Origin of the sequence: Rothia uropygialis (genome assembly GCF_004137765.1) — a bacterium.
Classification (GTDB): Bacteria; Actinomycetota; Actinomycetes; order Actinomycetales; family Micrococcaceae; genus Rothia.
The window spans coordinates 323,285-335,917 of record NZ_NOIS01000004.1; the positions used below are offsets into that span (position 1 = coordinate 323,285).

Genomic DNA, 12,633 nt, shown 5'->3' on the forward strand with positions numbered 1-12,633 from the left:
TGGGCACTCCGTCAGAGGCCCTTCTCCGAAACCCAGTCCTTGGCAGCCTGAACGGTTGAGGCTTTTTCGTCTCCACTGACCCTGTCGTTGAGGTGGATCAGGTCCTCAGTGGTCAACGTCTTGGAGACCTTGTTGAGCACCGCCTGGGCCGCTTCCGGAACCTGATCTTTTCGGACCAGCGGAATGGCCTGCTGCGCCAGGAAATTGTTCTTGGGGTCCTGAAGCACCACGAAGTCGTTCTTCTCGATCGCGGGCGTCGTCGTGAAGATGTCCGCAACCTGCACCTGGTCATCGGTCAGGGCTTTGACGGTCAAGGGGCCGCCGGAGTCGTTGATAGGAGAGAACTTGGCCGGCACGCACCCGTATTTGGCCTTCAGCCCCGGCAGCCCATACGCCCGCTCTTGGAACTCGGGCGGTCCCGCCAATTTGAGGCTCGAACAAACTTTGCCCAAGTCTTCCAGCGATTTCAGGTTGTACTTCCGTGCGACTTCTTGGGTCACCACGAGAGCATCCTTGTCTTCTGCCGGAGACGGGTCCAAAACCTGCAACCCCTCCGGAACCGCGGCCCGCAGGGCCTGCATGATGTCCTCGGCAGTACTCGCGGTCGCCTTCTCGTCGAAATACTGCAAAAGGTTTCCCGAGTAATCAGGGACCACGCTCACGCTCCCCTGTTGCACTGCGCCGATATATGCTTCACGGGCCCCGATCGCAGGCTGACTTTCCGCCTTGTGCCCGGCATTATTGAGCGCGGCAGTGTAGATTTCCGCGATGATCTGGGATTCCACGAAATCCGCGGAACCGACGACCACGGTGCCTTTGCCCTTGGACGGGCCGAGCGCGTTCTCCCCGGACAGCCCGCACCCGGTCAGCCCCAGAACTGACGCGGCCGCAACCAGGCCGAGCGCCTGGCGCCGCGAGGCGTTCACCGATGTACGATTCACGATTCCTCCTTGACCAGACCGGGTGAGGTGAGCGCGCGCTGCACCAAGGCCAAAATGCCATCCAGCACGAGGGCCAGAACAGCGGCGAGCAGCATCGACGCAACCATGCGGGAATAGTCTCGGACGGCCAGCCCGTCGATCAGGAAACGACCCAACCCGCCCAAATCGATATAGGCCATGACCGTGACGGTGGCGACGATCTGAAGGGTCGCATTACGGATTCCGCCGAAGAGGATCGGCACGGCATTGGGAATCTCCACTTGCGTCAGAATCTGCCATTCCTTCATTCCTTGGGCCCGTGCGGCATCGACGACGGCCGGGTCGACCGCGGCGATCCCGGCGTATGCGTTGGCAAGCAGCGGGGCAACGGCCAGAATCACCAGCGCCAGAACCGGCGCGGTCAGGCCAATGCCGATCCACAGGGCGAACAGGGTCAGCAGGCCCAGCGTCGGCAGGGAGCGCAACGCGCCGGTCAAGCCGATCACCACGTTTCCACCCCGCCGCGTGTGCCCTAGCCAAAGTCCCACCGGGATCGCGACGACCACTGCTATTCCGAGCACGAGTCCCGTGTACTCGAGATGCTCGCCGAGCCGCACCCAAATGCCGCCGGAACCGCCCCATGACTGCGGATCCGTGAACCAATTCCACGTCTCTTGGACAACGTTCATGACCTCACCTGCCAACGAGTAGCGGCCGACGCGGCCAAGGCAACCAGGCGGTCGAGCACGATGGCGATAATCGCGATTAACACAATGCCCACCACGATTTCCGTGGTGAAGTCGCGCCGGAGACCATCCGTGAAGAGCGTACCGAGCGACTGGATCCCGATCACGGCACCGACCGAAACCATCGAAATGTTGGATACCAAGGCCACACGGAGTCCGGCGGCCATCACCGGAATCGACAGCGGAAGCTCGACCGTCCAGAAGCGACGTGCTGATCGATAACCTACCGCCGTGGCCGCGTCGAGCACGGCGCCGTCGACGGACTCGAATGCGTCCACACATGAACGGACCATCATCGCGATGACGTACAGGCTCAGCGCGATGATCACGTTGGTCAGGGAGGTGATCGCGGTGCCGAGGATCAGGGGCAACAGCACGAAGAGCGCCAACGAAGGAATCGTGTACAGCAATGCCGCCGCATTCACCACGACGCCGCGTCGTGCTTTGCCCGCGCGGGCTCTGGCGGCCCGCCCGGAACCTTCCGCGCCCCGGGCACGACGAACAGCGGCAAAACGTGCGATCGGGATCGAGATGATGGTCCCAATGATGACCGGAAGAACCGACTGGAGCAGATGCAACCCGGTCAGCTCGCCCACGTAGGAGAGATTGTGGAAGAGCCAGCTCATAGGCCTACCCCGTAACGGCTGCGCCGCTCTCTCGCCGCCGCGTCCATGACGTCGTCGGAGGCCAGCAGACCGAGGGCTTTTCCGTCTTCGTCCACAGCGACTCCCCACCCTGAAGGGGAAGAAAGCACCGAGTCCAACGCATCGCGCAGATTTCCGCCCCGGGGGAAGAGGCTTCCCCCGATGATATTGCGTCCGTCGATGAGCCAGCCCGCTGGACGGCCGGCGTCGTCGAGCGCAAGGTCCCAATCGCCCCAGGGCCGAGTTTCTGAGTCCAACGGGTGGATGGGGACTTCCCCACCGGAAGCGAACGTGAGCCGGCGCGTGCCACGGTCGTGACCGACGAAAGACGCCACGAAATCATCCGCCGGTTCGCGCAGAATCTCTTCCGGGCTGCCGAACTGGGCGACTCGACCGCCTTCCCCGAAGACGGCGACCCTCTGCCCCAGCGTCACGGCTTCGTCGATGTCGTGAGTCACGAAGACGATGGTTCGCTCGAGCGTCTCGTGGAGCCTGATGAGCTCACGCTGGAGATCGGCACGAACCACCGGATCCACGGCCGAAAACGGCTCATCCATCAGGAGGATCGGGGAATCGGCGGCCAGTGCGCGGGCAACCCCCACTCGTTGAGCCTGGCCGCCGGACAGTTGGGCGGGGTACCGCTTGGCCAACCCTCGATCCAGGCCGACGGTGTCCATCAGGTCGAGGGCCCGAGCGCGACACTCGCTCTTCGAGGCGCCATTCAGCCGGGGAACGGTCGAGATATTGTCCGCCACGGTACGGTGCGGCATCAGGCCGGACTGTTGCATCACGTACCCCATGGAACGGCGCAGCTCATAGGCCGATTGTTCCCGGTTGTCTTTCCCCTGGATCAGTATTTGTCCGTGGGTCGGCTCGACCATTCGGTTGATCATGCGCAACGACGTCGTCTTCCCGCATCCGGAGGGGCCGACGAAAACCGTGATGAGTCCATCCGGAATCGCCAGGTTCAGTTCGTCCACAGCGGCGGTGGAGCCATACTCCTTGGAGACTCCGATGAACTCAATCGCGTCCGTTTTTCCTAGTGGCATGGAGGTTCCTTTGAGTAAGACTGCTGTATCGATGGTACGTCAGACCCGTCGCGGATCGCGGCCTGCCATGCGAGGAAGTTGCGTCATACTTTAGGTTCAGGACTCGAAAAAGATACTTTACGAACCATCAGGAACCACCCGGAGCTCTGCAGGAGGTCGCGTGTCCACCGCTTCAATGCCGAAGTACCGCGCAGTAGAACGGCAATTGCGCGCCCGAATCGCCGGCCTCGACGACGGCGCTCTTCTGCCCACCGAGACCGAAATGTGCCAAGAGTACTCAGTCTCGCGAATTACGATGCGACGGGCGATCGAGGAAATCGCCCGCGACGGCCTCGTGACCCGGCACCGCGGGCACGGCACCAAGGTCAACCGCCCCGAGCCGACGACCTCGGAAAACCACGTCGACCAGGGCGAACATTTCGACAGTCGTTTCACCGGATTTTTCGGTCAACTGACCGGGTTCGGGCATCGGGTCCATTCCGACGTTCTGGAATTCGGGCCGGTCCAGGCCAATATGGCCGTTTCGAAAGCCCTGCGCGTCGACCCGCATTCCGAGGTCTTCCACATGTCACGACGCCGATACGTTGATGGGAATGTCCATCAGTTGTCGCGCACGTGGTTCGTTCCGGGACAATTCCCGGGGATCGAAGACGAAGATTTTCGGGAGCAGTCGCTCTACGGTTATCTGGAACGGGAACACGGGGTGAGCATCGCCCAGCAGGACTTGAGCGTTTCCCTTCTGGTTCCCTCGCGGGACGAAGCCCGCACGTTAAGCATTTCGGATCGTCAACCACGCCTGTCGCTGCAGATCACGGCGTATTCGGCGGACGGGGGCCCCTTTTTGTACGGGGAGTCGATCTTCGTGTCCTCCGATGCTCACATCTTCTTCACCGCGACCGGAGCATCGCCGCAACGGTGAGCCTAGACCGCGGAACCGCGATCGGCTCGGCGCCAGGACCTGCCATTACCGACGTTCATCCACGGGGACGGGCTCCTTGCGCCAATTGAGCCGCGACGATCGACGACGGTTTTCCACCCAACAATGCCTCGCCGATTCCGGCGAGCTGAGTGACCTGGCGTTTGGTCAGACGGTTGAACACGGCGGCACGCACTTGCGCCACGTGGCCCGGGGCCGCCTCGATGACGGCTTCGTGCCCGGCCGGGCGAAGATGGCAGATGCTGACGCGCCGGTCGACCTCCGAGGTTGTCCTCGTAACGTAAGCATCCTCCTCCAACCGTTTCACGACCCGTGAAAGTCGGGCGAGCCGAGTATTTGTCTGCGAGGACAGCTCCGTCATCGTCAGATGCTGGTCAGGGGCCTCGGAGAGCATGGCCAAGACCATGTATTCGACGAATCCAAGGTTGGAATCTCGCTGCAGCTGGTTTTCCAGCTGTCCGGGCAGCTGAAACATGATCGCCGAGAGGCACAACCAGGCTTCACGCTCTTCTTGCGTCAGCCACTGCGGCTCGCGCTGGGCTTGGGGCGCGTGGGACACCGGACAACCTTCCACTTGACGTATCTCTGCTCCTGCACCATCAGCAGGTCATGCCATTATGCCCCAATCGATTGCCGATCCTCGGTCTTCGAAATGCCCGGCATCACCTTCTGACATGGGCGGACTTGTGCACGCCTCGTGACGCGGAACGCAGAACCCGTCAGCGGTCTCGCCTATACTGGGGATTTCAGGTGTGCCGGGAAGTCTGGTCGGCAAGCCAGCGTGGAACGCGGCTTCAAAATTCGAAACAAAGATTTTCCGATCCTTCCCATCACCGGAGACCTCTCATGTCACACCGTGCCCCTCACCGCTTCGCCGCGACTCTGCATCAAGAGTCCACCGGCGGGGCGCTTCTCCTCGTCGCGACACTCCTGGCCATGGTTCTGGCCAACAGCGGTGCCTCTTCTTGGTATTTTTCGGTTCGCGACCACCACCTCGGATTCAGCATCGGTTCTCTCGATCTCGATATGTCGATCGGCCACTGGGCCGCCGACGGATTGCTGGCGGTGTTCTTCTTCATCGTGGGCTTGGAGCTCAAGAAGGAATTCGCCGTGGGCGAGCTGCGCGACCCGAGCAAGTCCATAGTTCCCATGGCCGCTGCGGTGGGCGGAGTCGCGCTTCCGGCCCTGATCTTTGCGGCCGTCGCGATCAGCTCCGGCGGCGAAGCATTGAGCGGTTGGGCTGTCCCCACGGCTACGGACATCGCCTTCGCGGTCGCGGTGCTCGCCGTGGTGGGCCGGCACCTCCCGGGGGCTCTCCGAACTTTTCTCCTGACATTGGCCGTGGTCGACGATCTCATTGCGATCACGATCATCGCGGTTTTTTACACCTCGGATCTCAATTACCTGTACCTCGCGCTTGCCTTAATTCCCCTGGCCGCATATGCGTTCATCGCCTACCGGGGCGAGAGGCTGATCCATCTCAAGCCGGGCTCCGCGTGGCTCCTGCTCTTACCGCTGGGCGCTCTGACATGGGCGTTTTTCCTTGGTTCGGGTATCCACGCAACCATCGCTGGCGTACTCCTGGGCTTCTGCGTCCCCGTCAAACGCGGTTCCAGAACTCCGGACTCCGCCCCCGGAGGTCTCGCGGAGGTCATGGAGCACCGCATCAGGCCCTTGTCCGCCGGCCTGTGCGTACCGGCATTCGCGTTCTTCTCGGCCGGCGTGGCCATCGGAGGTTTCCGCGGATTCTCCGAATCCATCAGCAGCCCGGCCGCCGTGGGGATCGTCGTCGGTCTCCTGGCCGGCAAGTGCCTCGGAGTCACGGGAGCGACGTGGCTGGTCACCCGTTTTCGCCGAGTCAATGTGGATCCCAGCATCCGCTGGCCAGACGTTTTCGGCGTCTCGCTCGTGGCCGGGATCGGGTTCACGGTTTCCTTGCTGATCGCAGAGCTGAGTTTCGGCGGAGACACTCCGCTGGGCGACGCCGCGAAGGTTGCCGTTCTTTCGGCATCCGTACTCGCAGCGGTCTCCGGGGGTTCGTTCCTGGCCGTCAGGAGCAGACACTATGCGCGCCAGCCACGGTGGGCCCCTGGGAATTCCTGTGGACAACCGGGTGAGTCCGACCTGTACCTGCCGCTATCCTGAGCAGAGCCTCAGTAGACTGTCCAAACCGCATCCGTGTGGAACATCCCTTGTTGGAAGGCAAGTATGGGTTTTTTCGATGTCACCGAGTGGGGGTTCTTGTTCGGAATCCTCGCAGTGACCATCATCGTTTTCGTGCTGGGTGTGCTCCTGCTGCCGAGGCTTTCGGCTCCCGGCCCCGGCAAATACGTGGCGCAGGCCGTAGCATTCGTCGTGGTTTCTGCCCTGGTTCTGACCACAGCCACCGCCTGGCTCAACAAAGAGAACAATTGGTACACCTCGTGGGACGACGTCTTCAACGGAACGGACACGGCCGCAGCGAGCCCCAGGCAGACTTTCGGGCAAAAAGCGGCAAAAACGGTTCACGCGTTGCCCATTTCCGGACAAGCCTCGGACAAGCAGAAAGACCCCGCCGCCAACCCCGCCTTCCAACGCAAGATCAAAAGCGGCTCATCGGACAGCACGTATTTTTCCGTAAAATTGCCGGGTCAGGTGAGCGGACAGAGCTACGACGTCATGGCGTGGTTGCCCGCCTCGTATTTTGAGAATCCGGAGCGCTTCTACCCGGTGATCATGGGCTTCAACGGTTTCCCGGGCTCACCCGAGACCTATTCGAAATCCATCGACTACGGACACATGATCGAAGACGCCGTGAGCCGTGGCAAAATTCGCGAATCCATCTTCGTGGTTCCAGCGGTTTATCCCGGCGACTACGACAGCGAATGCGTGGATGGCACGAAGTCCCAGTCCGGCGGTACCACGCCCAGGGTTGAAACCTTCATCACGCAGGACGTAGTTCCGTGGGTCAAGCAGAATTTCCGAGTTTCGGACGACCCCCGCGCTTGGGCTTTGACGGGTTACAGCGCTGGCGGCTGGTGTTCGGCGATGCTGAGCATGCGGCATCCGGATCTCTTCTCCTCGGGAATGATCCAGGCCGGGTACTTCGAACCGCTCTATTCGGCCAACCAACAGTGGAATTCTCAGGACGACCCTCGGTACGACCTACAGAAATTGGCCTCGGAGAAGCGCCCCGACACCAATCTCTACTATTTCTCGAGCCAAGACGACACGCTCTCCTGGCCTTCGGTGAACGATTTCAAAGGCAAAGTTGGCGGACCCACGTCCCTGACCTTGGATTCCATCAAATCCGGCGGGCACCGCCAAGAGGTCTGGGTGCCGGGTATGACCAAAGGCCTGAATTGGCTCGGACATACCAGCCCGTTTTTCGCCCCACTGACCTGAAGCCAAGGGGAGACCATCCATGAAGACCCAGACCAGAGCTAGCCGAAAAGCCACCCAGTACCTCCCAGGATCTCAGCCGGGGCGGCGAATCGCGGCGTTCACGACGTGGGCCTATGCTCTCGCGACGCTCGTGAATGTCGCCCTGCTCATCACTCGGCCGTCTCGACACGGATTCGTCGAATTCGTCTTCGGGATCCTGAACATCCCGGTCGAGCGCAGCCTGATCACCCTGGTGGTCGCCGCTGTCACCTTCTGGGCTCTTCTGCGGCGCAAACGAGCTGGGCTCTGGGCCGCGATGTTCTTCCAGCTCGCGGGCGTTGCCCTGGGAGTTGTGACCGCACTCACGTTCCCGACCTCCGACATCCCGCCGCAAATCGTTGCGAACAATCCGTTGCTGCATCCGGTCTGGGACTACGTCGGCGGCGGCGTCGGGGTCGTTTTCCTGATCCTGCTGTTCCGGGCTCGTCGGGAGTTCCCTGCCCGCATTCGCGGGGCTTCGTACGGAGCCGCGTTGCTCGTCCTCGTGGCCGGTTTCCTGCTCGCGGTCCTGACTGCTTGGGCATTCCTTTCGTTCCATTCGTGGGGTGATCTCGGAGCATTTCTCCTTCGCGCGACCGGAGTGACGTCACCGGCCATCATGTCGCATCTGCCCAACGTGCATCGTTGGCATGTCCAGGCCGTCTCGACAATCTACGGGCTGAGCGCGATCGTAGCGATCTGGGTCTTCCTGCGGTCGGCCCGCCCCGTGCACTCGTGGACCGGCGAACGCGAACTCCATTTGCGCGAATTGCTCCACGAGTACGGTCATCAGGACTCGTTGTCCTATTTCGCGAGTCGCCGAGAGAAGTCCACAGTCTTCTCCTCCGACGGTCGTGCGGCCGTGACGTACCGGGTCTTCGGATCCGTCTCCCTGGCTTCGGGCGATCCCGTGGGCGAGAGGGCTTCCTGGGAGGGTGCGATTCTCAAGTGGAAGTCCGAGGCCCGCGAATACGGTTGGATTCCCGCCGTGATCAGCGCCAGCCGAGACGGGGCACGCGCGTACACCCGGGCCGGCCTGTCTGTGCTGGGAATGGGCGACGAGGCAATTCTCTATCCGGACCGGTTCTCCCTGAACAACACCTCCCTGACCGAGGTCCGCCACAGTGTCCAACGCCTCGAGAAGGAACGGCTCTCCTACAGGATCAAGAGGCAGAGCGAGTTCACCCAGGACCAGTTGGAGCAGTTGGTTGCCCTGGCGGACGAGTGGCGTCACGGCAAGGTCGAACGCGGTTTCTCGATGGCGCTCAATCGTTTGGGGGACCCGGCGGATTCCCGGACGATGTTCATGGTTGCCGAAACGCCAGAAGGCCAACCGGTCGGGCTTTTGTCCTTCGTTCCGTGGGGGTCCAATGGCTTGTCCTTGGATGTCATGCGACGCTCCCCCGATGCGCCCAACGGTACAACCGAATTCATGATCGTCAAGATGATGGAAGAAGCCGAATCGATGGGCATCGCCAGGGTTTCGCTGAACTTTGCGATGTTCCGTGAGACCTTCGCACGAGCGGAAGAACTCGGAGCCAATCCGTTGACCCGTTTCGGTTCTTCAGTTCTGGGAGTACTCGACCGATTCCTGCAACTCGAACGGCTCTATAAGTTCAACCAGAAGTTCGGGCCCACTTGGGTCCCGCGGTACATCTGCGTCGATTCGTATGTATCCATCCCCAATGTTGGCGTGGCCTGCGGCATCGCGGAGGGCTTCTTGCCGGCGTGGCTGGGCGGCAAGCCCGCGCGGGAAGGAAGTCTCGGCCGGAATGAGCTGGAGCGCCTGACAGAGATCGAGCGCCGGCGCGTCGGCGCGGAAGATCTCACGCCGAAATGGTCCGATCAAACGAGGCACCGCATCAAACACCTCGAGCAGATGCGTGAGGCCGGTTACGAGCCATATCCCAAAGGAACGGGGGAAGGCATCACCGTCAAAGAGTTCGCTTCTCTTCTCACGAATGCGGGCGTGCAGGAACCCTCCCTTCAGGCCGGCGGCACTCACACCGCTGGAACCACACCATCGGCTGCCCTGTCCGTCAACGGCCGGGTTCGGTCGAAGAGGCGCCACGGGAAAGTCACTTTCCTGGACCTCTACGAACACGGCACCGTGGTCCAGGCGGTGCTCGACGAGTCCGTGTGCGGTCCCGACATGCGGAAACGAGTGCGTTGGATCGACTCGGGAGACTACGTGCTGCTCCGCGGGCGCATGGGTGCCTCGCGCAACGGCACACCGTCGCTGATCGTGGAAACCTGGGAGGTCATTTCCAAGTGTTTGCACCCGATCCCGTTCCATTCCTTCACTGATCCCGAGGCTCGTCTGCGACGTCGGTCAATGGACCTCATCATCAATCCCGAGGAGTCGAATCGTTTACGGATCCGATCTGCCACGATCCGCGCGATCCGTCGAACCCTTGACGAGAAGGGATTCCTCGAGGTCGAAACGCCGATGCTCAACACGATCCACGGCGGGGCCAGCGCGCGCCCCTTCACAACCTTCATCAACGCTTACGGCGTGGACCTGACGCTGCGCATCGCTCCCGAGCTGTATCTCAAGCGACTTGTCGTCGGCGACATGGGACCCGTCTACGAGTTGGGGCGGGATTTCCGCAACGAAGGCGCGGATTCCACGCACAACCCCGAATTCACGGTCCTCGAGGCCTATCAGCCGTACGCCGACTACAACGTCATGCGCCAGTTGACCGAACGGATCCTCAAGGACGCCGCTCGGGAAGTCTTCGGGAAGGAGTCCTTGCCGCTTCGACTCGGCGACGATCCCAAGGATCCTCGTCAAAGCACCGTGCTGACGGATGTCTCCGGACCTTGGCCCGTTGTCAGCGTCTGCGACGCCGTCTCGGAAGCGGTCGGTCGACCCATTACTTTGGACACCGACTTCGAAATCCTGATGGGTCTGGCTCGTGAACACGAGATTCACGTGAGGGACGACATGGGCCCCGGAGCCGTCATCGAGGAACTTTACGGCGAGCTCGTGGAGGCCAAGACCTCCAGGCCGACGTTCTACAAAGACTTCCCCGTGGAGACGTCGCCGCTCGCGGGGCCGCACAGAGCGGATCCGCGTTTGGCCGAACGGTGGGATCTCGTGATCAACGGTACCGAAATGGGAACCGCATACTCCGAGATGGCCGATGCGATCGAACAACGGCGTCGGTTGACCGAGCAGTCTCTCAAGGCGGCCGCGGGCGACATGGAAGCCATGCAGATCGATGAGGATTTCCTCGACGCGCTCGAAACCGGTTTGCCGCCCACGGGTGGGCTGGGGATCGGCATCGACCGGCTCATCATGATGCTCACCGGCGCACCGATCCGTGGAGTGCTGGCATTCCCGTTTGTCCGTCCAGGAGCGACGCCCCGCCTCAAATCGGCTCCTCGGAGTGTCAGCGGGCCCGACTCCGCTTCGGTCGAATGAACCCGTTCCAGTTCACAGCGGCCGCAGCCGGTCTGGGAATCGGGGGATTCGATCCGGCGCCGGCCTTGATCGCCGCCGTCTTCATGGCCGCACGTGCTAGCGGGACGACTCAGGCCGTCCGGACCGTTCGGCGCGATGTCCTGTGGTTCGGGCTGCTCCTCATCGGCGGGACCGCGGCCTGGGGCATCGGTTTGTCCCGACTGCTCGGAGAACGATTAGCGGGGGTCCCGTGGCATAGCCTGTTGCGCGCAGGGGGGTGGGCGGCCGGCATCGAACTAGCCGTCGCGGTTCTGGGCCTGTGCTTCGCGGGTTACCGGTGGGCACATCGCTCGGACCCCCCTCAAGAGGAGAAGGCACGCAGTAGGGCCGGGCTGATGCTCGTCGCTGTGGGATTCGTCGCCCTCGTGACCGCGGACATGCCCTTCGTCATCACCATCGGGCTGTCATCCCACCAACCGCTGTGGGCGGTGGTCCCGGCCTTCATCATGTGGGCGATCATTTCTCAGGTTCCGCTGTTCATGCTGTGCGTCGCCGTTTTGTTCAACAAACATCGACGGGTCTCCGGCGTCATCGGGCGCGCGTGGGGCTCATTGCGCAGGTGGGTTCGGATCGCGGTTCCCATCGGAATCGCATCCGCGAGCCTGTTGCTCTTGATCGATTCCGCCCGCTTCTTCGTTCTGGGGCATTTCTTGATCGGCTAAGCACCTTGAGCTCGGGAGCGCATGTGCGCGGCAGCAATATCGAGCAGTTGGAGGTAACCGTCGATATCCCACGCCGTACGGCCTACGAACAGCCCTCCGACGTGATCGACCTTCAGCAGATGTTCGGCATTGTTCAGGTTGACAGAACCGCCGTAGAGCAAGGCTTTCACGCGACCCGAGTATTCCGCGCCCAATGCATCAAACGGTCCGACGAGTTCCTCGGTTGTGGGCGAACGGCCGTTGTCTCCGATGGCCCACATCGGTTCATAAGCGATGACGACGTCTTTCAGCTGTTCCTCATTCAGGCCGTCAAGCGCACCTCTCGCTTGCCCGAGGATGTAGGCGGAGGATTCTCCCGCCTCCCTGATATCGGCAGGCTCTCCTATGCACAACAGCGGGGTGAGTCCGTGCCGTATCGTTGCGGCAACCTTCAGGCAGGTAATCGCGGTCGTTTCGTGGAAATGTTCGCGGCGCTCGGAATGGCCGATCTCAACTATACGCGCGCCAGCGTCCTTTACCTGCAGGACCGACACTTCACCGGTCCACGCCCCCGAGTCCTCCCAATGGGCGTTTTGCGCTCCCACGAGAACAGGCGAGCGCTCACCGAGGAGCTGGACGACCGCGCTGATAGCTGTGAAGGAAGGGACTACGAACGGCTGTACACCGTCGAGAATATTGCTCGACAGGTTCTCCGAGAGCGCGGTGGTCCACTCCCGGGACTGGCCTAGGGTCTTGTTCATCTTCCAGCTGGTCCCGACCCACAGTGGTTCCACGGACGAGACACCGGCGCTCATGCCATTCATATGT

11 protein-coding genes are annotated in these 12,633 nt (G+C 61.9%); 5 read left to right on the top strand and 6 right to left on the bottom strand.

All coding sequences use genetic code 11. The features are described 5' to 3' along the window. Positions 1 to 11: 11 nt before the first annotated feature. From EWV35_RS10770 to EWV35_RS10785, 4 genes are read right to left on the bottom strand one after another with little or no spacing between them, the layout of a single operon-like run. Entirely contained in the window at positions 12 to 941 is a 930-nt protein-coding gene (locus EWV35_RS10770; RefSeq protein ID WP_238654414.1) for an ABC transporter substrate-binding protein, read from the bottom strand. Then, positions 938 to 1,609, bottom strand: coding sequence for an ABC transporter permease (locus EWV35_RS10775; RefSeq protein WP_129661745.1), 672 nt, complete (start codon positions 1,607 to 1,609; stop codon positions 938 to 940). The genes EWV35_RS10770 and EWV35_RS10775 overlap by 4 nt, the downstream gene beginning before the upstream one ends. After that, positions 1,606 to 2,292 carry an ABC transporter permease gene (locus EWV35_RS10780; protein WP_129661746.1) on the bottom strand — a complete coding sequence of 229 codons (687 nt, stop codon included), beginning with the start codon at positions 2,290 to 2,292 and terminating at the stop codon, positions 1,606 to 1,608. The genes EWV35_RS10775 and EWV35_RS10780 overlap by 4 nt, the downstream gene beginning before the upstream one ends. Beyond that, complete coding sequence (locus EWV35_RS10785) at positions 2,289 to 3,359, bottom strand: ABC transporter ATP-binding protein (RefSeq protein ID WP_129661748.1); 1,071 nt, start codon at positions 3,357 to 3,359, stop codon at positions 2,289 to 2,291. The genes EWV35_RS10780 and EWV35_RS10785 overlap by 4 nt, the downstream gene beginning before the upstream one ends. Positions 3,360 to 3,519: 160 nt before the next feature. Here EWV35_RS10785 and EWV35_RS10790 point away from each other — a divergent pair, with 160 nt between their 5' ends. After that, positions 3,520 to 4,278 (top strand): GntR family transcriptional regulator, encoded by a 759-nt coding sequence (locus tag EWV35_RS10790; protein WP_129661749.1) that lies wholly within the window; start codon positions 3,520 to 3,522, stop codon positions 4,276 to 4,278. Between the two features lie 55 nt (positions 4,279 to 4,333). Here EWV35_RS10790 and EWV35_RS10795 read toward each other — a convergent pair whose 3' ends face one another. Then, positions 4,334 to 4,855, bottom strand: coding sequence for a MarR family winged helix-turn-helix transcriptional regulator (locus tag EWV35_RS10795; RefSeq protein ID WP_238654417.1), 522 nt, complete (start codon positions 4,853 to 4,855; stop codon positions 4,334 to 4,336). A 287-nt stretch (positions 4,856 to 5,142) separates the two neighbouring features. Between EWV35_RS10795 and nhaA the strand changes: the two genes are divergently transcribed. From nhaA to EWV35_RS10815, 4 genes are all read left to right on the top strand, one after another. Further along, positions 5,143 to 6,441, top strand: a complete 1,299-nt coding sequence (gene nhaA, locus EWV35_RS10800) for a Na+/H+ antiporter NhaA (RefSeq protein ID WP_129661751.1) — start codon at positions 5,143 to 5,145, stop codon at positions 6,439 to 6,441. 63 nt (positions 6,442 to 6,504) lie between these two features. Continuing rightward, entirely contained in the window at positions 6,505 to 7,680 is a 1,176-nt protein-coding gene (locus tag EWV35_RS10805; protein ID WP_129661752.1) for an alpha/beta hydrolase, read from the top strand. 19 nt (positions 7,681 to 7,699) lie between these two features. Continuing rightward, the gene (gene lysX / locus EWV35_RS10810) at positions 7,700 to 11,125 is read left to right on the top strand and encodes a bifunctional lysylphosphatidylglycerol synthetase/lysine--tRNA ligase LysX (protein ID WP_129661754.1); all 3,426 of its coding nucleotides are present in this window, start codon (positions 7,700 to 7,702) and stop codon (positions 11,123 to 11,125) included. Further along, a complete protein-coding gene (locus tag EWV35_RS10815; protein WP_129661756.1) occupies positions 11,122 to 11,826 on the top strand; it encodes a hypothetical protein in 705 nt (234 codons plus the stop codon). Before lysX ends, EWV35_RS10815 begins: the two co-directional genes overlap by 4 nt. Here the strand turns inward: EWV35_RS10815 and EWV35_RS10820 are convergent. Continuing rightward, the gene (locus EWV35_RS10820) at positions 11,823 to 12,629 is read right to left on the bottom strand and encodes a triose-phosphate isomerase (protein ID WP_342210834.1); all 807 of its coding nucleotides are present in this window, start codon (positions 12,627 to 12,629) and stop codon (positions 11,823 to 11,825) included. The genes EWV35_RS10815 and EWV35_RS10820 overlap by 4 nt on opposite strands. Positions 12,630 to 12,633 lie beyond the last annotated feature (4 nt).

What these genes read in the sequence shown, in the direction of transcription:
- EWV35_RS10805 (WP_129661752.1), top strand. Translation starts at nt 6,505, where the DNA reads ATGGGTTTTTTCGATGTCACCGAGTGGGGGTTCTTGTTCGGAATCCTC.
- EWV35_RS10820 (WP_342210834.1), bottom strand. Translation starts at nt 12,629, where the DNA reads ATGAATGGCATGAGCGCCGGTGTCTCGTCCGTGGAACCACTGTGGGTC.
- EWV35_RS10775 (WP_129661745.1), bottom strand. Translation starts at nt 1,609, where the DNA reads ATGAACGTTGTCCAAGAGACGTGGAATTGGTTCACGGATCCGCAGTCA.
- EWV35_RS10780 (WP_129661746.1), bottom strand. Translation starts at nt 2,292, where the DNA reads ATGAGCTGGCTCTTCCACAATCTCTCCTACGTGGGCGAGCTGACCGGG.
- EWV35_RS10785 (WP_129661748.1), bottom strand. Translation starts at nt 3,359, where the DNA reads ATGCCACTAGGAAAAACGGACGCGATTGAGTTCATCGGAGTCTCCAAG.
- EWV35_RS10815 (WP_129661756.1), top strand. Translation starts at nt 11,122, where the DNA reads ATGAACCCGTTCCAGTTCACAGCGGCCGCAGCCGGTCTGGGAATCGGG.
- nhaA (WP_129661751.1), top strand. Translation starts at nt 5,143, where the DNA reads ATGTCACACCGTGCCCCTCACCGCTTCGCCGCGACTCTGCATCAAGAG.
- lysX (WP_129661754.1), top strand. Translation starts at nt 7,700, where the DNA reads ATGAAGACCCAGACCAGAGCTAGCCGAAAAGCCACCCAGTACCTCCCA.